Origin of the sequence: Marinobacterium lutimaris (assembly GCF_900108065.1) — a bacterium.
Classification (GTDB): domain Bacteria; phylum Pseudomonadota; class Gammaproteobacteria; order Pseudomonadales; family Balneatricaceae; genus Marinobacterium_D; species Marinobacterium_D lutimaris.
The window spans coordinates 19,308-40,432 of sequence record NZ_FNVQ01000010.1 but is presented as its reverse complement, the minus strand read 5'-3'; the positions used below and the strand labels follow the sequence as shown (position 1 = coordinate 40,432).

General features: G+C 55.5%; 20 protein-coding genes and 1 pseudogene. 7 read left to right on the top strand and 14 right to left on the bottom strand.

Annotated elements, in window-relative coordinates; genetic code table 11:
• Positions 1 to 11: 11 nt before the first annotated feature.
• The 5 genes from C4S72_RS24930 to C4S72_RS24910 form a co-directional block, all read right to left on the bottom strand.
• Positions 12 to 737: an ABC transporter ATP-binding protein gene (locus tag C4S72_RS24930; protein ID WP_104005920.1), complete on the bottom strand. Its 726-nt coding sequence runs from the start codon at positions 735 to 737 to the stop codon at positions 12 to 14.
• Position 738: 1 nt separating this feature from the next.
• Positions 739 to 1,509 (bottom strand): ABC transporter ATP-binding protein, encoded by a 771-nt coding sequence (locus tag C4S72_RS24925; RefSeq protein ID WP_104005919.1) that lies wholly within the window; start codon positions 1,507 to 1,509, stop codon positions 739 to 741.
• Positions 1,510 to 1,593: 84 nt separating this feature from the next.
• Positions 1,594 to 2,250 (bottom strand): pyridoxamine 5'-phosphate oxidase family protein, encoded by a 657-nt coding sequence (locus C4S72_RS24920; protein WP_104005918.1) that lies wholly within the window; start codon positions 2,248 to 2,250, stop codon positions 1,594 to 1,596.
• A gap of 10 nt (positions 2,251 to 2,260) precedes the next feature.
• The gene (locus C4S72_RS24915) at positions 2,261 to 3,352 is read right to left on the bottom strand and encodes an Ldh family oxidoreductase (RefSeq protein ID WP_200826900.1); all 1,092 of its coding nucleotides are present in this window, start codon (positions 3,350 to 3,352) and stop codon (positions 2,261 to 2,263) included.
• A 46-nt stretch (positions 3,353 to 3,398) separates the two neighbouring features.
• Positions 3,399 to 4,625: an ABC transporter substrate-binding protein gene (locus tag C4S72_RS24910; RefSeq protein ID WP_104005917.1), complete on the bottom strand. Its 1,227-nt coding sequence runs from the start codon at positions 4,623 to 4,625 to the stop codon at positions 3,399 to 3,401.
• 346 nt (positions 4,626 to 4,971) lie between these two features.
• On the opposite strand from C4S72_RS24910, the gene C4S72_RS24905 reads away from it, so the two are divergent.
• Positions 4,972 to 5,571, top strand: a complete 600-nt coding sequence (locus tag C4S72_RS24905; protein ID WP_104005916.1) for a helix-turn-helix domain-containing protein — start codon at positions 4,972 to 4,974, stop codon at positions 5,569 to 5,571.
• A 197-nt stretch (positions 5,572 to 5,768) separates the two neighbouring features.
• On the opposite strand, the pseudogene C4S72_RS24900 reads toward C4S72_RS24905, so the two are convergent.
• Positions 5,769 to 6,200: pseudogene (locus C4S72_RS24900) on the bottom strand (IS30 family transposase); the annotation flags it as partial.
• 64 nt (positions 6,201 to 6,264) lie between these two features.
• Between C4S72_RS24900 and C4S72_RS24895 the strand changes: the two are divergent.
• A protein-coding gene (locus C4S72_RS24895) for an IS5 family transposase (RefSeq protein WP_235009267.1) occupies positions 6,265 to 7,235 on the top strand; the annotation gives its coding sequence in 2 pieces (ribosomal slippage) (positions 6,265 to 6,805 and positions 6,805 to 7,235; 972 coding nt in all).
• 279 nt (positions 7,236 to 7,514) lie between these two features.
• Here C4S72_RS24895 and C4S72_RS24890 read toward each other — a convergent pair.
• Together C4S72_RS24890 and C4S72_RS24885 are read right to left on the bottom strand one after the other, a co-directional pair.
• The gene (locus C4S72_RS24890; protein WP_104005915.1) at positions 7,515 to 8,360 is read right to left on the bottom strand and encodes a transglutaminase family protein; all 846 of its coding nucleotides are present in this window, start codon (positions 8,358 to 8,360) and stop codon (positions 7,515 to 7,517) included.
• A 53-nt stretch (positions 8,361 to 8,413) separates the two neighbouring features.
• On the bottom strand, positions 8,414 to 9,202 hold the full coding sequence (locus tag C4S72_RS24885) for a transglutaminase domain-containing protein (RefSeq protein ID WP_104005914.1): 789 nt from the start codon (positions 9,200 to 9,202) through the stop codon (positions 8,414 to 8,416).
• 558 nt (positions 9,203 to 9,760) lie between these two features.
• Here C4S72_RS24885 and C4S72_RS24880 point away from each other — a divergent pair.
• The 5 genes from C4S72_RS24880 (at position 9,761) to C4S72_RS24860 (ending at position 14,195) form a co-directional block, all read left to right on the top strand.
• Positions 9,761 to 9,991: a hypothetical protein gene (locus tag C4S72_RS24880; RefSeq protein ID WP_104005913.1), complete on the top strand. Its 231-nt coding sequence runs from the start codon at positions 9,761 to 9,763 to the stop codon at positions 9,989 to 9,991.
• 385 nt (positions 9,992 to 10,376) lie between these two features.
• Positions 10,377 to 12,605, top strand: a complete 2,229-nt coding sequence (locus C4S72_RS25690) for a DUF6600 domain-containing protein (protein ID WP_146071937.1) — start codon at positions 10,377 to 10,379, stop codon at positions 12,603 to 12,605.
• A 265-nt stretch (positions 12,606 to 12,870) separates the two neighbouring features.
• On the top strand, positions 12,871 to 13,023 hold the full coding sequence (locus C4S72_RS24870) for a DUF3309 family protein (RefSeq protein WP_104005912.1): 153 nt from the start codon (positions 12,871 to 12,873) through the stop codon (positions 13,021 to 13,023).
• 336 nt (positions 13,024 to 13,359) lie between these two features.
• Complete coding sequence (locus tag C4S72_RS24865) at positions 13,360 to 13,926, top strand: lipid-binding SYLF domain-containing protein (protein WP_104005911.1); 567 nt, start codon at positions 13,360 to 13,362, stop codon at positions 13,924 to 13,926.
• 77 nt (positions 13,927 to 14,003) lie between these two features.
• A complete protein-coding gene (locus C4S72_RS24860; protein ID WP_104005910.1) occupies positions 14,004 to 14,195 on the top strand; it encodes a Thivi_2564 family membrane protein in 192 nt (63 codons plus the stop codon).
• Between the two features lie 91 nt (positions 14,196 to 14,286).
• Here the strand turns inward: C4S72_RS24860 and C4S72_RS24855 are convergent, their stop codons facing one another.
• From C4S72_RS24855 to C4S72_RS24830, 6 genes are all read right to left on the bottom strand, one after another.
• Positions 14,287 to 16,125, bottom strand: coding sequence for a PHA/PHB synthase family protein (locus tag C4S72_RS24855; RefSeq protein ID WP_104005909.1), 1,839 nt, complete (start codon positions 16,123 to 16,125; stop codon positions 14,287 to 14,289).
• Positions 16,126 to 16,188: 63 nt separating this feature from the next.
• A complete protein-coding gene (clsB, locus tag C4S72_RS24850; protein ID WP_104005908.1) occupies positions 16,189 to 17,421 on the bottom strand; it encodes a cardiolipin synthase ClsB in 1,233 nt (410 codons plus the stop codon).
• A gap of 21 nt (positions 17,422 to 17,442) precedes the next feature.
• Positions 17,443 to 17,817, bottom strand: coding sequence for a SpoIIAA family protein (locus C4S72_RS24845; RefSeq protein ID WP_104005907.1), 375 nt, complete (start codon positions 17,815 to 17,817; stop codon positions 17,443 to 17,445).
• A 25-nt stretch (positions 17,818 to 17,842) separates the two neighbouring features.
• Positions 17,843 to 18,730 (bottom strand): F0F1 ATP synthase subunit gamma, encoded by an 888-nt coding sequence (locus C4S72_RS24840; protein ID WP_104005906.1) that lies wholly within the window; start codon positions 18,728 to 18,730, stop codon positions 17,843 to 17,845.
• A complete protein-coding gene (locus C4S72_RS24835) occupies positions 18,727 to 20,298 on the bottom strand; it encodes an alternate F1F0 ATPase, F1 subunit alpha (RefSeq protein ID WP_104005905.1) in 1,572 nt (523 codons plus the stop codon). The genes C4S72_RS24840 and C4S72_RS24835 overlap by 4 nt, the downstream gene beginning before the upstream one ends.
• A complete protein-coding gene (locus C4S72_RS24830; RefSeq protein ID WP_235009270.1) occupies positions 20,295 to 21,113 on the bottom strand; it encodes a F0F1 ATP synthase subunit delta in 819 nt (272 codons plus the stop codon). Before C4S72_RS24830 ends, C4S72_RS24835 begins: the two co-directional genes overlap by 4 nt.
• Positions 21,114 to 21,125 lie beyond the last annotated feature (12 nt).

The window sequence follows — 21,125 nt, the reverse complement described above, 5'->3', positions numbered from 1 at the left end:
TTATACTAAGATTATACGCCGAGAAGTTCGTTCAAAACCGGCATTTTCGTCTCTAGCTCATTTGCTTCAAAGTGTTCAACGATCACTCCATGCTCCATAACGTACAAACGATCAGCAAGTGGCGCGGCAAAGTGAAAGTTCTGCTCTACCATTACTACTGTGTACCCTTTTTCCTTAAGGGTTCTGATCATACGAGCAAGAGCTTGAACGATAACCGGGGCTAGCCCTTCTGAAATTTCGTCTAGCAGCAGTAGGTTAGCTCCTGTCCGTAGAATGCGGCCAACGGCAAGCATCTGCTGTTCTCCACCTGAGAGACGGGTACCTTGGCTATGCTTTCGTTCCTGGAGGTTAGGGAACATTTCGTAAATTTCATCTTGGCTCATTCCTTTGCCTGCCCCTCTAATCTTGGGCGGTAGTAGCAAATTCTCCTCACATGAAAGGCTCGAGAAAATCGCACGCTCCTCTGGGCAGTATCCAATACCAAGGTTAGCTATCTTATAAGTTGGCATGTTGATTGTTTCAACGCCATTTACTTTAATTGAGCCTTTACGAGCTCCAATTAGCCCCATCACTGCCCTCATGGTACTCGTGCGACCTGAGCCATTTCGGCCGAGCAGTGTTACTACTTCCCCTGGGTAAACTTTCAAATTTACTCCATGAAGTACATGCGATTCGCCATACCAACCTTGTAGATCTTCAATTTCTAGCGCAGGGACGGATGATTTATATTCACGCATTTTAGTGCTCTCCAAGGACTTCCACGTGGGCATTTCCCATATATGCCTCGATTACTTGGGGGTCCTTAGCCACCTCTGAATAGCTTCCTTCTGCTAATATCGAGCCACGCTGCAAAACCGTGATAGTGTCTGCTAGGGACGCAACTAAGCTCATATTATGTTCTACCATTAGTATGGTCCGCCCGGCAGATACCCGCTTAATTAATTCTTTAACTCGGTCAATATCTTCATGTCCCATACCTTGAGTCGGTTCATCAAGTAGCATAAGAACTGGATTAACTGCTAGCGTTGTAGCAATTTCCAAAGCCCGCTTTCGTCCATAGGATAGATTGACAGTAATCGTATCTGAGAATTCTGCTAAGCCGACGCTATCAAGAATATCCATGGCCTCTTTATTAAGCGTATTAAGGGTGCTTACGCTTTTCCATAGATGATAGGATGTGCCAAGCTTTCTTTGCAGTGCTATTCTCACGTTCTCGAGAACCGTCATATTTGGAAAAACAGCAGAAATCTGAAAAGATCGAATTATCCCACGTTTTGCGATCTGAGAAGGCTGTTCTCTAGTGATATCTTGTCCATTAAATATAATTTTACCGGATGAAGGATCAAGAAACTTTGTAAGCAAATTAAAAAGAGTAGACTTTCCAGCGCCGTTGGGGCCAATCAGGGCATGTATACTACCCTTTTCAACCTTGAGATTTACATTATCAACGGCACAAAAACCGTTAAACTCCTTTGTAAGTCCCTCAACTGATAATAAATTAGAAGACATTGCAGCACCTGTAATTGTCTCGGAGGAGCAGAAAATTTTATAAGTAGCTGCAAAGCCAAGATAGGCTTTGCAGCTTTATTACTATCACTTACCGGATGGGCCAGGATAGTTTAGTGCGTAAGCAGGGGTTACAATCCCAGGTTTTATACGGGGACAGTCTTGTACTTGACCAGGTACAGTTTTAAGCGGGATTACACCAGCCCAAGCATCAAGTTCATAATCAGCTTCGATATCTTTGACGCCGATGTCGCGAACTTTTGCCGAGACTTCTTTAAGCGGGAACTTCAGTACCAACGTTGCCGCTAGCTCACTTTCTTTGAGTTCCCTTACTTTATGCCCTGGTAGTGTTGAATCAATAACTGAGTACAGCACTTTGGCTTTATGTTCAGATTCAGTAACCACTTCAGCGTTACCAAATATCACAACTGAACGATAGTCAACACTGCAGCCCATGCCTGATCGACCCATAACTATGGCATCAATATGTGCGACCGAAATGCAAGCATTTACGCCATCCGCTAGTGCCGTAAGCATTCGGTTATTGGGGCTACCATGGAGATAAATGTCGTTCTCAATCCGAACAATGGATGTAGGGATAATTCTAGGAAGGCCATCCGATACGAAAGCAACGTTACAAACTAACGCTTCGTCAATGATCGAATTAACCAAGTCTCGATCATAATGGGCACGCTCAGGTCTGCGGCGCACTCTGGTATTATCGGTTATCTGAAAGTCAGACATTTTTGATACCTCAGCCTTTTTGCTCGGCGGTGCCTTTAATTAAGTCATCACCTTCATAGGCAAATCTCTTGCCAGAAAACTCACCAGTGCTGAATTCCTGAAGCTGCTCGTATAGCACTTTGGGTACAGAAACGCCTTCTACGGCGGTGCGCTTGCGTGCTTGGTAACGGCGGTCCGAAGGGAGACGAGTTCCTTCCTGCTCAAGGATTTTCGAGAACAGCATCTCTCCGTGAGCAAGTTGAGCCGCTCGGTTTCCATTCTCTATACAGCGTACCGGATCTATCGCGATAATTAGCTCACCTCCACAGGGAGCACCTGTATTTGCGACATCTTTTTCACCGGCTTCAAAGCTCAGAAGATCCCCAACAAGCGGACCGGCCAGAAGTTCAACCATCATAGCAATGGCGGCTCCCTTAACCCCACCAAATGGCAGCTGAGCACCAGCCAGTGCTGTGGCGGGATCAAGAGTTGGCTTTCCATCCGGACCGACCGCCCATCCTTCTTCTAGTTGGCGACCGTCGCGCAGACGAACTTGGATTTCGCCACGAGCGCTCGCACTAGACGCTTGGTCGAAAACTAAAGGTTCGTGGCCTTCACGAGGCCATGAAAAGGCCATTGGATTGGTTCCGTAAAGTGGTTTTGTACCACCGGCAGGAGCAACGTAAGGGCTTGCTGCAACAAAAGCGAAGCCTACAAGCCCTTTTTCTGCCAACCGCTCAACTTCAGGCCAAAGTGCTGAAACGCTCAATGCATTGTTGATAGCTACCGCAGCGATGCCCGTTTCTTTCGCAAGCTCAGCCAGGGGGAGATCAGCCACTTCGAGAGCCAGCGGTGAGAATCCATGGTGAGCATCGACCTTGATTATAGATGGTGCGAGCTTTGTCACTGTTGGTTCGGCATCACCAGATGCTTGACCCGCACGGAACGCATTAACGTAAAAAGGAATGCGGAAAAGACCGTGATGACGGCATTCGTCTCGCTCTGCAGCGGTGACTGTGTTAGCGATCGCGTTTGCGTGGCGCTCATTAAATCCTTGTGCAAGAAGTAAACGCTTTGCAAGCGAATGTACCTCGCTAAGTGTCAATTTCATATCATACTGCACAGTACTTCTCCTATATTATTTAGATGTTGTTTAGTTAATTTAACTACTACTTATTCACCAACGGGCATAAGCTATCAGCCAGAGGCTGAAATGCCTCCGACGCACTTACAGAGTCAATGACGTTGTAGTAATCCCATGGTTTCTCTGAATCTGAGGGCTTTTTTACTTCTACCAAGTACATGTCATGCATAACTTGTCCGTCTTCACGAATACTCCCACCTTGAATAAACATGTCGTTTACCGGTAGCTCACGCATCTTTTTGGCAACAACATCAGCGTCATCTGAATTTGAAGCGCTGATGGCTTCCAAATAATGGCGGACCGCGGAGTAAACACCCGCCTGGGTCATAGTTGGCATCGCGCCGCGTCTTTCATAGAATTTATTAGCCCACTCTCTAGACGCGTCAGTTCTATCCCAATAAAACGCAGTTAGAAACTGTAGCCCCTGTGCTTGCGCCAACCCCATGCTATGTACATCCGTTATAAACACCGCAGGCGCGGCTAGTGTTTGGTTCGGGGTGATACCGAATTCAGCTGCTTGCTTTACTGTATTTGCCATATCGCTACCAGCACTTGCAGCTACAACCACCTCGGCCCGTGAGCCCTGTGCTTGAATCAAATACGAGCTAAGATCAGGGGAATTCAGCGGAAACCTCACCTCTCCCAACACTTCTTTGCCAGCTGCCATTACTGTCTTGCGAATGTCATCCGAGAAGGCATGACCGAAAGCGTAATCTACAGTCATCAGGTACCAGGAATCGAAACCACGCTTAACCAGCATATTGGCCAGGCCGTGGCCGTTACTGTATGAGTTGTATATCCACTGGGTTGAATAAGGGGAGCAAGATGCTCCGGTGAATGCGTTTGATGCAGCCGCGACAAGTGTGATTTTCTTTCTATCAGCTGCTAACCCCTGCACTGCAAGACCAACGCTCGAGTTAGAAAAATCAGCTATTGCATCAACCCCCTCTCGATCGAACCACTCTCGTGCCTTTGTGGCGCCGACATCAGCTTTGTTTTGGTGGTCTCCTACAACGAGCTCTACCTTTGCGCCGGCAACAGTCCCACCGAACTCCTCAATCGCAAGACGAGCTGCCTCAACAGAGCCCTGTCCCGACAAATCAGAATATGGTCCTGACTGGTCATTCAAAATTCCGATTTTGATGATGCCGTCGGAAATTTCTGCTTGAGATGCTTGCGTAGTTAGCGATAGCAATCCGCCCATCAGAGCGATGAGAGCGGTAGAATTCTTGACTCGTAGATTTCTTGGCATGGGTATCAAATCCTTCACTTATCTAAGTGGATGCGACATTTATTCAAATTTTTCGCCGCACGAAAGATTGCATGTAATGCATAATATGTTCGCCACATGCAAATTACAATGTACAAGTATTCCTCGCAAAGGCTTTCGAGGAGATCACAAGTAACAGTAAAATTTACATGCTAGAATCAGGCCAGATTGTGGTATCGTCAATGAATATCAGTGACGAAGCAGCAACCATGGCGGTTGGCGGGTTGTAACGTGCGGTTAGTTAGGTGCGATTGCACGCTGATTTACCTGTTTTTTTGCCTTCCATGCACATGTATGTGCATGGGATGCATCATTATGGAGCATTGCGATGAGTATCGATGAAAAGGTAGAGGCTGTCTCAAAACAACTTGGTAGGCGAATTAGAGCTTCACGAAGGGAAAAAAACTTTACGTTAGAATCATTGAGTGAGAGAACCGGACTGTCCGCCAGCTTCCTTTCTCGACTTGAGCGCGGAGAGACGAATGCATCAATTTCGAACTTGATTGCGATATCTGACAGGTTAGGAATTGCATTGAGGGAACTCTTCGATAGATCCCCAGAAGACGAAAAACCTGACTTTTCGGTCAGCCGCACAGAAGATAGGCAGCGCAGTGAACCACTGAAAGGTAAGGGGTACACCTTTCGCCCTCTAAGTGGCTTTTTGTTAGACCAAAAAATGAGCGCTTTTGAATTGTCGTATTTGCCTGGAGAGTCGCTACATAGCGAAATGCTGACACATAAAGGCGAAGAAATTCTCTATTTACTTGAAGGCTCTCTTGAGTTCGAAATAGATGGAAATATAACCATACTTGAACCTGGCGATTGTGTTCACTTTAACTGCGAAAAGCCTCATCGTGGAAAAAATATTGGTGAAGGCACTGCTCATCTATTAATGGTTGTCACTCCTGTAGATTCGATGCCGATATAGTATGAGTTATTAAATTATTTTCACAGAAACTCATCGAACTCTCAATTAATATAAATTCTCTTATGTTGAAAATTAAATAAGATTTTCTCTTAAATTTTCGAGACTTATATAGTTCAATATACTGTAGAGAAACAGAGAAATAATATTGGTCCAAGTTCTGAGGAAGCGCGAAGTCAACTCCGAAGTGCGACACCCGCCTATGCAGCCTGAAGGTATTCCTGGAATACGACTTCAGGCTGTTTAAACCCGAGGCACTTACGCGGTCTCAGGTTTAAAATCTTTTCTGCCCGCCGTACATCCTCATCCGTTATCAGCCTCAGATCCACGCCTTTCGGAATGAACTGACGCAGCAGACCGTTAAAATTCTCGTTCAGTCCGCGCTCCCAGGACGAGTACGGGTGCGCAAAATAGAACTCCGTCCCCAGTGCTTCGGCGATGGCCTTGTGCTCAACGAACTCGCTACCGTTATCCGCTGTGATCGTATGCACATGATCGGCATAGGGCGTGAGCATCTCGATGATCGCATCCCGCACATCCGCAGCGCGCTTAGCGTCGACTCTGCGCACCAGATACAAGCGACTCGTGCGCTCCGCCAGAGTGACTAATGCACCGGTTCCATGCTTGCCTAGAGAACATGTGAACAAGTCCCCCGCATGAGACAATCCCCGGCACAAACACATTGAGGATGTTCGGATGGATCAGCAGCTCACATTCGCTGATAGCGAGTTCAGCAACAAGCGTCGCCAGACCCGGAAAGAGAAGTTTCTTGGGCGGATGGATAAGCTGATCCCATGGGCCCGTCTCGAAGCGGTTATCGAACCTCATTACCCCAAGGTAGGCAACGGTCGCCGACCGTACCCGTTGTCCACGATGCTTCGGATTCACTGTATGCAGCAGTGGTACAACCTGAGTGATCCCGCCATGGAAGATGCACTGTACGAGATTGCTTCCATGCGACTCTTTGCAGGCCTGTCACTGGACAAGGCGATACCTGATCACTCCACCATTCTGAAGTTTCGGCACCTGCTGGAACAGCACGGTTTAGCTCGCCAGATTTTTGAAGAGGTGAACCATTGGCTATCGGAAGCCGGTGTCCTGCTCAAAGAAGGCTCGCTGATTGACGCCACCATTATTGAGGCTCCGAGTTCGACCAAAAACAAAGCCGGCGAGCGTGATCCGGAGATGCATCAAACCAAGAAAGGCAATGAATGGCACTTTGGAATGAAGGCGCATATGGTGTTGATGCGCGAACCGGAGTCACCCACAGTTTCATGACGACAGCGGCTCATGAGCACGATCTTAATCAGGCCGGTCATGCACTGCATGGTGATGAGGCCTTCATCTTCGCGGACGCGGGATACCGTGGCGCGGAGAAACGGGATGAGTTGAAGTATGTTCGAGCTGATTGGCACATCGCAGAAAGACCGGGGACGCTACAGGCTCTGAAAAAGCATCCCCGCATCAACAAAGTCAGACTCCGTACCGAATATCTCAAGGCGAGTGTGCGGGCAAAAGTGGAGCATCCCTTCCGAATCATCAAGTGCCAGTTTGGCTTTGTGAAAGCACGTTATCGCGGACTGATGAAAAACGACGGCAAGTTGGCGATGCTATTTGCATTGGCGAATGTCGTGCGTGTAGATCAGATGTTGCGAGCGCAGGGTTAATCCGTCTGAAGTGCCTGAAAAGGCAGCTCGTCGATGGGCAAACACAGGATAGAAACGCCTAAATTAGGCTCCAGTTGCGGTGATTGCTGGTAGTCACGGAAATTGGAACTTAATCACAGGTTCCTTAGGCCAATCTGGCCGTCTCCGAAAAGCGGACATTTTTCAGGATCCGTTTCAGCGGGCATTATCGGCACAAAGTGGTCGTTCGAAATACCAATGGGTGATCGATTCTAGAGCCTTTAAACGCTCGGAAAACTCTGGGTGCGAGATCCATACCGCCTATGAATCCGTGACCTGAATCTGCACAGCGAAGTCGAGCACGCTGCTCGCGCCGCCACCGACAAAGACACCTCTGACCGGCAGCGTATCGCGTGCATGTGCCGCCGCTGCGATGGTCACATGCGTATCGGCAAGCATATATCCGTGAGTTGGGTCCCATCCGCGCCAACCCGCGCCCGGCAGATACACCTCTGGCCAGGCATGCAGATCCCGGCGGTCGCGCTGCAGATCGCCTTTCTGGTAGCCGCTGGCAAAGCGCGCCGCCAACCCCTCGGCCCGGCAGCAATCGACAAACAGGACGGCGAGATCGCGACAGGCGCCACGCCGGGTTTGCAAGGTAAATGCCGGCGCCTGCGGCGCGCCGGAGTGACGATGGATCTGGACAAATTCATCGTGCAGATAATGATTGAGACGGTCCAGAAATCGCAAGGTATCGCGGTTCACACCCAGGCTGAGCTCCGCCGCAAAAACGGTCACCTCATCGTCCGCCCTGCTGCGTTCCAGATAGGCCCTGGCGCAAATCGCATCCTGATCGTGGCTGATCGGTAACCGCATCGCTTCTGGCGCCAACAGAAAATCGAAAGCGTTCTTCCGCAGTGTCTGGACCTGCATGTTGACCTCGACTTCAAAATACTGGGTTTCGCCGTCAAACCATACTTGGGTGACGTGATTGCCCTCCAGATCGAGGTGTTCATTCTGCCCTTGAGGTGCAGGATTGATCTTAATCTGATGAGAGAGTACCCGCTGAGAGCCATCACAACGCGGGTAAAAGCGCAGTTTTTGTGGGCTCAGCCGCACGGGTTGAGAGTAGGTGTAGCGGGTACGATGTTGGATGTTGAATAGCAAGCTGGCGGTCCTCGTCGGTGTACGATTAAAGGTTTCCAGCTTCCGGCTCAGAGTCAGTCGTGAAGCCGTTCGACCCGCACTGTCTGGGCCGTTGCGAATGAGGGGGGGCCGAATTGATTGAACACCGCGACATCGGCCGCATCACGCCCGTAACCAAGCGCCACATATCCGCCTCTTAACGCTGACTGCGTGGCATCGAAGGTATACCAGCGGTCGCCAACGTAGGCCTCGAACCAGGCGTGCAGATCCATGGGTTCCAAATCATGTAGATACCCCACCACCATGCGCGCCGGAATGCTGAGACTTCGGCACAAGGCGATGCCGAGATGCGCCAGATCACGACAGATACCGACCTGCCTGGCATTTACCTCCACGGCGGACAGCGTTGCGCTGGTGCTGCCCGGCACATAACTGAATGCGCTACGCAACCAGGCCTCGATCGCCGCAACCTGATCGTACCCCAACCGCTGTCCAGAGGTGATTTCAGCGGCCATCTCGTTGAAATGATCGGACTCGCAGTAACGACTCGGCAGCAGATAGCAAAGCACACCATCCGGCAGATACTCCACATTGACGAAAGGCGCGCCGGGCGCCCTGTCGACGCTATCGGCGACCATCAGCTCGGCCACCGTGCGGACCGAAAACGTTCCCGGAGGCGCGACCAGACGTTGGCACAGGTTGCCGTAGCCATCGCTGAATTCAAAAACCGGCACGATGGGCTCGATGTTGTATTCCTCACGCGCAACCCATTGATTGGAGCCGCTGCGCGGCCGCAGCATGAGAATAAAAGGGGTCGGCACTGTGATATCGAACGTCAAGTCACAACTGGCAAGTAACCGCATCTTATTTCTCCTTGGATAACCGACATCCGTGGCCGGATAAGGACTTGAACAGCAGCTGCTCGCTGCTCAGCAAAGCCTGGGCAGGCAAGTAGAAGAGGTGCGATCGAACCACTGGGGAACTAAACACGACGCGGCCAGCAGGTGGTGGTTGTGCAACGGCGCGCTACAAGCGAAACGCCCCAGTGCTGCTGGTTTCAATATAGCACGCTCAGACCGCCCACAGGTTTTCGGCCGGACGCAGTTTATCCTGGGCGCACCGCTGATCATCACACTTCGCAAACATCCTGCTGGCGGACAGGATTGATGGCGGGCATCAGCATCGAGGGTACAAAAATTTCCCGAATCAACCGCTAATTACGAGCTGAAGATCAAGCACGCTCTCCCGGCGATGTCGATGCAGACCTCGCTCATACCGATCGTCATCGGCAGCAGATCGGGAGTTAATCATAGACCCTATGTGTGACAACGCACCGACGCTGCACATATTACCTGCGATTTTATACACCTCGCTGGTTTGCAATCTCGCATGCCGCGAGTATCCCCAAGAGGTTATTTATAATGAAAACGAATCGTAAGGAACAAGGTAACGCGGCTACCACAAAACGCGAAAATCAGCCGCGCCCCCAGGAAAAACAACAGGCGAACAATCAACAGCAACAGCAGCGCAAAGAGGCACCGGGCTCCAATGCCAAAGAGCAGCAGCCCCCCAAAGGATTTGAAACCGAGCCCAAAACAAGAGAACCACAACCACCCCGCAGTGAGGATTCAAAGCCCAGCATGGAGAAATAACAACCAGGCCGGCAGGGACGCCGAGTTTCCTACTGTTGACTGCACATGAGTCGCCACAGCTTTCCTGTTCGCTCAAGTACCTCTGTTCAAACTTCACCTGCGACAGCCCCTCACTTGACGTCGACCCGGGTTTAAAACCTGTTGAGATAATCAAACACATCCCTGCTTCAAATAAGGTCAATAGAACAAATCCACGCGCTTTGTGCGGCAACGTACAGAACCGGCTGGTCATGCGCTGTAGATTTGGTCCATTGGGAGGGCAAAGCACTGTGCTCCCATGGCAGACGATAAGTAGGACCGCCTGATACTGCCCTCCGCTCCGGAAGTCATCGTGGCCGATACCTAAGGTGTTGGTAGTTCGGGCATTTGCCAAGAGGAATACACTATGTCGAATCCATTGCGATTACCTGCCTTGAACGGCTTGCTGCTGTTTGCCCTGTGCGCGGCACTGTTCGCCGGCAACGCCAATGCCGATCCTTCAGCACGCGTGGGCTACCTGAGCGACAGCCGGGGTCAGGTGAGTTATTCACCTTCAGGCGAAAATCAGTGGTTCGATGTCGTACGCAATCGACCGCTGATTCGCGGCGATCGGCTATGGACCGACAGCAATTCCCGCGCCGAATTTCAAGTAGGCAGTTCCGCCGTGCGCATCGACGCTAACAGCAGCGTCGAAATTCTCGACCTGAACGATAACTTGATGCAGCTGCAGTTACCCCAAGGGACGCTTAGCCTGAGTGTACGGCGGCAGTACAGGGATCAGCAAATCGAGATCGACACTCCGCTGCTGGCACTCACCATCGGGGGCCGTGGCCGCTATCGGGTTGACGTGGATCCACGGCACGGAGACACCACCATTGTGGTGTGGGAAGGACGTAGCGAAGTCTACGGCGACAACGCCCATTTCAGCTTGCGCGCGGGCGAGGCGGTGCGTTTCTACGACTCCGATTTACACGACTACGATATGTACGGTTTGCCCCGTGAGGACGACTTTGACCGCTACGGTCTGGAGCGCGACCGCCGATTCCAGCGCTCCGAGTCGCTGCGTTATGTCGACGACGATCTGGCCGGCTACAACGATCTGGATCAGTACGGCAATTGGCGCCCGGTGAGCGGTCAGGGCCACGCCTGGTTCCCAACCAGAGTATCCGCCGACTGGGCACCTTACCGCGACGGTCATTGGGTCTGGCAGGAGCCTTGGGGCTGGACCTGGATAGATAACGCGCCCTGGGGCTTCGCGCCATCGCACTACGGCCGTTGGATCCGCGTCGACCTTCGCTGGGGCTGGGTGCCGGGTCCGCGCCAGGTACGTCCAGTCTATGCACCCGCACTGGTCGCCTTCATCGGTGGCAGCGGCTGGAGCCTATCGCTTTCGTTGGGCGCCGGCAGCTCACCTATCGGATGGTTTCCACTTGCACCACGAGAGGTCTACGTGCCCTCCTATCATGTCAGCCGCAACTATTTTACGCGGGTTAACGTGAACAATACGGTGATCCAGAACACCACCATCACCAACGTCTACAACAACTACTACTCCGGCGGCGCCGACAATATCGACCAGATAGACTACTCCCACCGTTACCAGGAACAGGCCGTCACCGTGGTGCCCCGTACCGTATTTGTGAATGCACAGCCGGTACATTCCGCCGCGATGCGTATTGACCGCAAGGCAATCAGCACCGGCGAAACCCTGCGTATCGCCCCGATTGCCCCCAGCACGCGCAGCGTGATCGGTAGTGGCAAGGTCGCCAAGGCGCATCCGGCACCGGAGGTGTTCGGCCGTCCGGTCGTCGCACGCAACCCACCGCCGCCCGCCGAACCTCCGTTTTCCCAGCGCAAAGATCTCTTGCGTAAACAGCCTGGACGGCCGCTGGAACCTGAGGTTGTCGAAAGCGTGCCGGACAGCAAGCCGCGCAAGAATATACGGGTACTGGGCGAGCAAGAGAATGCCGTGGACGTACGCGCCGCGGGCTCAGGCCGCACCGAAGACTCTGCTCAGCCGCAGCGGCTGGACCGCTCGGTCGAGCCGAAGAGAAGACCCGAGCCCGAGGATAGACAGCCGGCTCAACAGCAGGAGCAGCCACAGCGGAAGGCCGACAGCGAACGGCCGGCGCCTCAACAGCAGGAGCGGCCACAACGCAAGGCCGACAGCGAACGGCCGGCGCCTCAACAGCAGGAGCAGCCACAGCGGAAGGCCGACAGCGTACGGCCGGCGCCTCAACAGCAGGAGCAGTCACAACGCAAGGCCGACAGCGAACGGCCGGCGCCTCAACAGCAGGAGCGGCCACAACGCAAGGCCGACAGCGAACGGCCGGTGCCCCAACAGCAGGAGCAGCCACAACGCAAGGCCGACAGCGAACGGCCGGCGCCTCAACAGCAGGAGCAGCCACAGCGCAAGGCCGACAGAGAACTGTCGCCGACTCAGCTACTGGAACGGCAGCAACCCAAGGCAAGCAGCGCTCAGCAAAAGGGCGAGGCACGCCAACTACGGCCATCTGAGCCCGCCGGACAAAACGAGAACAGGCAGCAGGTGCCCAAGAGCGAGCGTCAGCTTAAATGCGAACAGGAGGCACGCAGGCTGCAACAGGATGCAAGCCATTGCGATGATCTGGAATGAGTTTCATAAGGGGAAAGTCCGCCCGGAGAGCCTTGGCGCTATGTACGCCAGAGTCCAGACCGCGATCTATCCGGCGTCCAACCTTGTACATACCTCCAGTGTGCGAACCTAACATCCCGGGGAGTGAGGAGCTGATCCATACAAAGTAAGTCAGAGCGTCGCACTCTGTCGTACTGCTTCGTACAAGGAGGCGCGTTCATTTGGAGTCTGACGGCCAGGAGCGGCCATCGGATGGGTATCAAGACTAATCATCGGAGATAACAAGATGGGAACCATTCTGCTGGTAATTTTAATTCTATTGCTGATCGGCGTCATACCGACCTGGCCCCACAGCCGTTCATGGGGATATGGCCCGAGCGGGGGGATTGGCGTACTACTGTTGGTAGTGTTGATTCTGCTGCTGCTGGGCGTACTGTAGCCGCGGTCAATCTGCCCCGGTGCCTGGGTGGTACTACGTTCAAACCAGACATACACCGAATCTGAGGACGAAACCCTGTCTCGAAGAGTTGCAGACGACCTGCATGAGCGCATTGAGCATGCCGCCGAAATAGGCGAGAAAGTCGAGCACGGAATGCACGAACGCTGCTCAAAGGCCGTATCGGCGCCTTCACGGCTAACGGTCCTGTGCCCGTATAAGGGGGCAGAATCTCGACGCTATGTACTCTACCGCACAGACCACAACCGATCAGGCGAGTAGCCTGATGATTGCAACCACTATGCGTACCTAACATCCCAACGTGGGAGGATATTCGACATGTACAGCATACAAATACAAAGGACGCTTCTGGCGTTCAGTCTCGCCGCGGCAGCCGTCGTCTCGATGGCATTGATGACTCCAGCAAACGCCGCAACAGCGGAGGATCTAGACAAGGATTCCGGGCAGGCGTTGCAGACGCTCTATAAAGTCCAACCGGTGGCCGAGACGCTTTCGCACACAGCCAAGGCGATTCTGGTTTTTCCGAACATGATCAAGGCCGGCCTCGTATTCGGCGGCAGTTATGGTGAAGGCGTGCTGATGAAGGGCTCGACCGTGGTCGATTATTACAACTCGGTCACCGGCTCCTGGGGCTTGCAGATCGGCGCTCAATCCTACGGATATGCCGTTTTCCTGATGAGCGACAAGGCCGTCGACTACCTGCAAGAGTCGAACGGCTGGGAGATCGGCGTCGGTCCAAGCGTTGTCCTGGTAGATGAAGGCATCGCCAAGAACCTGTCGACGTCATCGTTGAAGGATGACGCCTATGCCTTCATCTTCAGTCAACAGGGTTTGATGGCGGGGATCACTATCGAGGGTACAAAAATCTCCCGAATCAACCGCTAAACCGGGAAGGGACGGACGCGATTGGCGCCTGTCCCGTTCCACCGGCAGACACCTAATGATCCTGCAGGAGAATCCACATGCCTCTGATTAATCTGGTTGTCGTCCTGATCGTGGTTGGCGTGCTGCTCTGGCTCGTCAACGCTTACATACCCATGGATCGAAAGATCAAGAACATCCTGAATATCGTTGTCGTCATCGTGCTCGTGATCTGGCTGCTGCAAGTTTTCGGCGTGCTGGGGTCATTGGACAGCATACGTATCGGCAGCTGATATCAGGGAGGCGCTTCTATCTCCCCTTACAAGAGCGACGCTTTTGCAACGCCGCTCTTGTTCCCTTAACGGGCTGTAGCATCAAGTACAGCTAGTGCATCAATACATACGCCCCCGGCGCATCGCGCAGGATGCGGTAACCCTTGCCGGACGCTCCGGTTGCCGGCGGTTCGGATTTTCCGTCTGATTGTTGTGTCAGCCAGGCATTCCATTCCGGCCACCAGGACCCTTCTTGCGATGGTGTACGCTCACACCACTCTTCGGGCGAGACGAATTTGTCCATGCTGTTCAGGGTCCCGACCTGATAGCTACGGCGCGGATGCCCAGGCTCGCTGACGATCCCGGCATTATGGCCGCCGCTGGTCAGCAGGAAGGTTACATCGGTGTCGGTCAGCAACTTGATTTTATATACGGAACGCCAGGGTGCGACGTGGTCCCGTTGCGTGCCGACTGCAAAGATGGGGATACGGATATCGGTCAGCGCCACCGGCCTGCCACCGACCCGAAAATGGCCTTCGGCCAGGTCGTTATTCAGGAACAACTCACGCAGATATTCGCTGTGCATTTTAAAAGGCATACGCGTCGCGTCGGCATTCCAGGCCATCATATCGTTCGGCACCGTGCGCTCTCCCAGCAGGTAATTCTCGATCATGCTCGACCAGATGAGATCGCGGGAGCGCAACAGCTGGAAGGTGCCTGTCATCTTCTGCCGGTCAAGATAGCCCTTCTCCCACATGGTGTCCTCAAGCCAGGCAAGCTGGCTTTCGTCGATGAACATCAGCAACTCGCCGGCTTCCTCGAAATCGATCTGGGCCGCGAACAGCGTGACGCTCTTCAGCCGATCATCGCCGTCCCGCGCCATCGCTGCCGCGGCAATGGACAACAGCGTGCCACCGAGACAGTAGCCGACGGCATGAATTTTCTGCCCCGGCACGATCGCATTGATCGCGTCGAGCGCGTCCATGATACCGTACTCACGATAATCCCTGTTGCCGAGATCACGATCCTCCGGGCCCGGGTTTTTCCATGAAATCATGAACACGGTATGCCCCTGTTCAACCAGATATTTCACCAGCGAGTTTTCCGGCGATAGATCGAGAATGTAATATTTCATGATCCAAGCCGGGACGATCAGCAACGGCTCGGCATACACATCGGCGGTCACCGGCGCATACTGGATCAATTCGATCAAACGGTTTTGATACACGACCTTGCCTTGCGTCACGGCAATATTGTCGCCCACCCCGAAGGCTTCCATCCCGGCCGCAGGCTGTTTCGTAATAAACCGCTGCCAATCATCCAGAAAATTCTGGACACCCCTGAAGAAGTTAAGCCCGCCCTGTTCCGCGCTGGCTCTCAGAATGCGCGGATTGGTCAGGGGAAAGTTGAGCGGCGACCACATATCCAGAACTTGCCGAGCGATAAAGGGCCGGATGGCGGCATGGTGCTGGGTCATGCCGCGGACATGGGTGGCCTCCTGCCACCATCGCTCGGTGAGCAGGAACGCCTGCTGGTACAGGTTGAAGGGCCATTCCTGCCATCCCTGATCGACAAAGCGATGATCCTGCGGCAGCGGCTCGGCGCAACACTCCATGGGCTCCTGTCCTTGCGCTTGCCGCAGCATGTAATCCGAAAGCCGCGTGATCTTGTCCCCGGCACTGACAGCCAGCTCAGCCTGCTTTCCAGGGGCAAGCAGGAGATGCGTCAGCCAGTCGGCATAGGCCAGGCCCAACGCCGCCGGAGACAAGCCGTATACCTGCCCCAGGGTTGCATGCAGCAGGCGGTCGAGCAGTGGTACATCCTCGTCGGCCACGACCTTGAGCGGCGGCAGTTTACGATGCAAACCGCAGAATGTGTCGTCCGTTGCCGTCGGCTCAGTTGGCGCTGACGCCGGCAGGCTATGGGACTTTGTTTTTGCTTTTGTCGGCATCGTTCTCTCCTGCTCCGGCCAGCCGGAGCCTTGACTATTAACGCGTTCGGAGGATCCGGGCAGTCACTGACTTCGAGCCCGGCCGTTTTCACGTTCATACCCGCTGATCCCTCTCATCAATCGCAGCAGTCCATAACTGAGCCAGCTAAAAACGCGTATATAGGTAGGCTGCTGTTGCCAGCCTTCCGCCCTTATACGCCAACCATCGGTTTGGACGGTCTCTTTAAGTCGCCGGGCAACGCCAGCGCCAAAGGCGTCATTGTCGACGACCAGGTTGGCTTCGAGTGAGAGCAACAGGCTGAATGGATCGATATTCGAAGATCCAATGGTCGCCCAATGGTCGTCAACCACTGCCACTTTGGCGTGGAGAAAGCTCTTGCGGTATTCGTAAATTTCAATGCCGTTATCGAGCAGGCAGCCGTACAGCGCCCGCACGGCATAATACTCGAGACGATATTCCACTTTTCCCTGCAACAGCAGCACCACCCGCACCCCGCGCTGCACGGCGCCGATCAGTGCATGGCGGAATTCGAGCCCCGGCAGAAAATAGGCATGGGCAAGCAGGATCTCGGATTGCGCCTGCCGGATCGCCTGCAGATACGCGGCCTCAATGTCGCGGCGATGGCGGATGTTGTCTCGCAGCAGGAATGCCGCACTCATGGATCCCCCGGTAAAGGTCGAAGCCGGCATTTTCGTTCTGTGCGCCATCTCTTTGTGCAACGAGAGCCAGGCCAGCCGCGACCATAAGCGTTGGGCGGCAAGACGGATCGCCTCCACCAGCGGTCCTTCCACGGCAACGGCATAGTCATAGCGGGGAGCCTGGTCATCGTTGGCCGTGCGGTCACCGACTATGTTGATACCGCCGACAAAGGCGATCTCCCGGTCCACCGTTACGATTTTCCGGTGCATCCGGCGCAGGCGCTTGCGCCGAAACGTCCAGGGCGATATTTTGGGCCGGTAAATGAGCAGATTCACTCCGTCCGATCGCATCCGCTCACGCATCTGGCGTGGCAGGTTTCTTGAGCCGAAACCGTCGATCAGCACGCAAACCTTTACGCCGCGAAGCGCCGCCCGTTGCAGCGCGGCCGCCACTCGCTGTCCGGTGGCGTCATTTTCGTAGAGATAGGTTTGTAGATGAATTTCATATCTGGCCCGATCGAACGCGGCTTCGAGCGCCGGGAAATACTCCTCCCCATTCTGCAACAGGGTGAGCTGATTGCCGGTAACGAAACCGGACCAACCCGCCGACAGCTGCGCATGATGCCGCCGCCGGTGGTCTGGCTTCCGCTGAGGCATGTCGATCACCCTGGAGGCCGTTCAGTCAGTACGATCTTCCTGTTCGATCCATCTCCGTGCCTCGGCGACCTCTGTGTGATCGAAGTAGCGGATCTGCGCCTTGGTGAACGGTTTGCAGAACACGGCCATGCCCTGTTGCCATTTTTTTTCCCCGATCATCGCCAGTCGTTCGATGTCGGAGAGATGCTTGACGCCGAATTTCAGGTCCTCCCAGGCGGCACTGAGTTCCCAGCCGTGGAACCCGGACATGTCGAACAGCAGACGCAGTTTCCCGTGCTCCCGGACCAGGCGCTCGAACTCAGGGACGAACTGCTCGTAGTCGGCCTTTACCAGCGTGCCGCTAACCTGAACGACGATCAGCCTGCCACCGTTTTCTTCATGCAGTTGTATGGACATTTTGGACTCCTTGGGTTGATGTCGGCTAGCGCTTAGGCAGCGCTTCAAAGCCGGAGATGACGTCGAACAGCTCCTCGTCGATACCACCCTGGCGCACACGGTGGAAGCTCAGGTGGAGCTCGTCCAGCAGTTCGCCGATGTTGGTGTCGGCACGCTGCATCGCCGCCAGGCGGCTGGCGTTCTCACTGGCCAGGGACTCGGCGCAGGCCCGGAACAGCGAAACAAACAGATATTCCCGGATCAGCGCTCGCAGCGTTGTCATACCCGCGCCGGTCACCTCGGGCAGGTTTGCCGTCGGCCAGGGCCGTGCAGCCAGTTGGCGGCACCAGTCGGCATCCAGCGGCAACAGCCGTTGACTGCCCGGCGCATAGATCGCCCCGGATGTGGGACGGTTGTAGAACAAAACAAGTCCACTGATCTCGCCCTGGCTCAGCCGCGTCTCGCTCTCGACCAGAATCTGCCCAACCAGTTGGGTGACCGTCTGGACCGAGTTCGGAACGCTGAAGTCACCGGCCAACGGCAGGCCAGCGTCCTCAAGGCGCGCATGCACGCGCTCGCCGACCGCCCAGATCAAGGGTTGAACGGGCTCAGTCGCCAGCGTTTCGCGCGCATAGTTGGCGATGACATCGTTGAATTGCCCCACCAGACCCTGGTCGGAACCGAACACCACGGCCCCTGTCGCGCGCGCTTTCGTGTTGACGACTTCGGTTGTCATCGCGCCGATGGCACCGGAGCCGCGAAAACAGACGCTCAATCCCAGCTCCACGCTGCGCGCGTAGTCCCCCAGCGCCAGCACGGCCTGCTCGTACTGGCTGATACTCGATGCCGCCAGCGCTTTCATGGTACGCACCACGGACTGGAGATCCGTGGCGCTATCGATCTTGCGCCGCAGGCCCTCCGTGGTGTTGCTCATGCCCGCTCTCCGGATGGTTCGGGGTGTGTTGGCTCGGGTTGAGGAGCCAACTCGTCCAGTACCGTGCGGGCCAGCGCGAGGAGAGTGGTGCGATCCGCATCGCTGAGGCTGTCGGCGCTGTCCAGTCGCGCCGCCAGATCATCCGGCATCTGAGCGCTTGCAGCGCGTACCGCGCGCTCCGCCTCATCCATCTGCGCCATCGGCACTGGATCGAACAGCCCCTCCACCAACGCCAGCAGCACGGTGATCTGCCCGCCCATGGAGACCGGCGCGCTTTCTGCCTGTTTGAGGCTGGCGCGGATACGCTCTCCATGCTCGATCACCTTGCGAGTCTCTTCATCCAGGCGGGCACCGAAGCGGGCAAAGGTTTCCAGCTCCTCGAACTGCGCATAGGCGAGCTTCAGGTCGCCCGCCACGGCACGATACGCCGCCCGTTGCGCCTTGCCGCCCACACGGGAAACGGATTTGCCGACATCCACCGCCGGCAGCACGCCGAGCTCGAACAGCGACGGCGACAGGTAGATCTGGCCGTCGGTAATGGAGATCAGATTGGTGGGGATGTAGGCGGAGATATTTTGCGCCTCGGTTTCGATGATCGGCAGCGCGGTGAGCGAGCCACCGCCACATTCCGGCCGCAGCCGGGTCGCGCGTTCGAGCAATCGAGAATGGATATAAAAGATGTCGCCGGGAAAGGCTTCACGACCGGGCGGGCGGCGCAGCAGCAAAGACAGTTCGCGATAGGCGCGGGCATGGTGGGTCAGGTCGTCGTAAACGATCAGCAGGTCGCGGCCCTGTGCCATAAAGTGCTCGGCGATGCTGGTGGCGGCATAGGGCGCGATGTAGGTCAGCCCCGGCGGGTCGTTGCCCTCGGTCAGCACCACGATGCAATACTCCATCGCGCCCTGTTTCTGCAGAGTGGCCACGACCTTAGCCACGGCAGAGGCGCGCTGGCCGATGGCACAGTAGATACAGAGCAGATCCTTGCCGCGTTGATTGAGGATGGTGTCGATGGCGATGGCGGTTTTGCCGGTTTGACGATCGCCGAGGATCAACTCACGCTGACCGCGACCGACAGGAATGAGCGCATCAATTACCTTTAGGCCGGTCTGCAGCGGCACGGTGACCGGCGCACGATCCATGATCGGTGGCGCAGGCCGCTCGATCGGCAGTCGAGTGCTGGCGACAACCGGGCCGGCACCATCGAGAGGCCGACCGAGCGGGTCGATAACGCGCCCCAGCAAGCCATCGCCTACCGCCACATCCATGACCCGGCCGGTGCGCTCAACGGCGTCACCGGCCTGCAGATGCCAGTATTCGCCAAGCAGCACCACGCCGATATCGTTCTCGTCCACATTGAAGGCGATGCCGGACACACCGCCCGGGAAACTGACCAACTCATCCGAGCCCACACCGGGTAGCCCGCTGACCCGGGCGATACCGGTGGACAGGCTGGTGATCCGGCCCACCTCCTGTGTCGTCAATTGCGGGGCGAATGCCTCGCGCCCCTGGCGCAGATCGGCAAAGGCGCGCTCGAATGTGCCCTGCAGGGTATCGGCTGACGCACTCATCCGCGTTGCTCCGACTCGGACCGCTCAGGCGGCCCAGCCGCTGTAGACGCTTCAGCGGCCGGGGGCGTGGACTCGGCATCGTGAGCCGTGTCGGGCTCGGCATCAGCAACGGCGGGCACCGTTAGCAGTTCGCCGACGCTTTTTTCCATCGCCGTCAGGTAGTCGGCAATGCTCCAGCCCAGTTTGCGACCGTTGACACTGAGTTCAATCCCGTTGATCAGTTGCGCTGCGGTCTCGAACCGGACCTGGATCTCGGCCGCAAACAGATCCGCAAGCGCCACCTGTATTGCACGGCGTTGCGGCGGCGGCAGATCGAAGGCGCTGCTGACCAGCACTGGATCGGACCCGGGGGTCAGGGTGCTGACGAGTTCGTCACGCGTGGCGCTGTCCAGGTCTTGCAGGCGCTGCACGAACACCTCGCACATGCGCGCGTCCAGACCGGCGCAGGCCAGATCCGCCAGCGCCTTGCGCGCGATGGCAAAAACCTCATCCCGGGTACGCTGCACGAGCTCTTCACTCAGGCGTTCTTGCTCCTGACTCAGTGCTTCCCGACGCTTGGCACTCAGGGAATCGGCTGCGTCTCTCGCCTCATCCAGGAGCCGTCGGCGCTCCACTTCTGCCGTCTGTGCCGCCTGACTCAGCAGCGTGGCGCGTTGCTGGTCCAATGCCGTGTTTTTATCGCGAAAGGTTTCGCGCGCCTGCTCGGCCTCGGCCTGTTTCGCTGCCGCGTCAGCCAGTTCGGCCGCAATCCTCTCTTCCCGTGCATCGATGGCATCGAGAATGGGCCGATACAGAAAGCGCTTCATCAACCACACCAGGATGAGGAA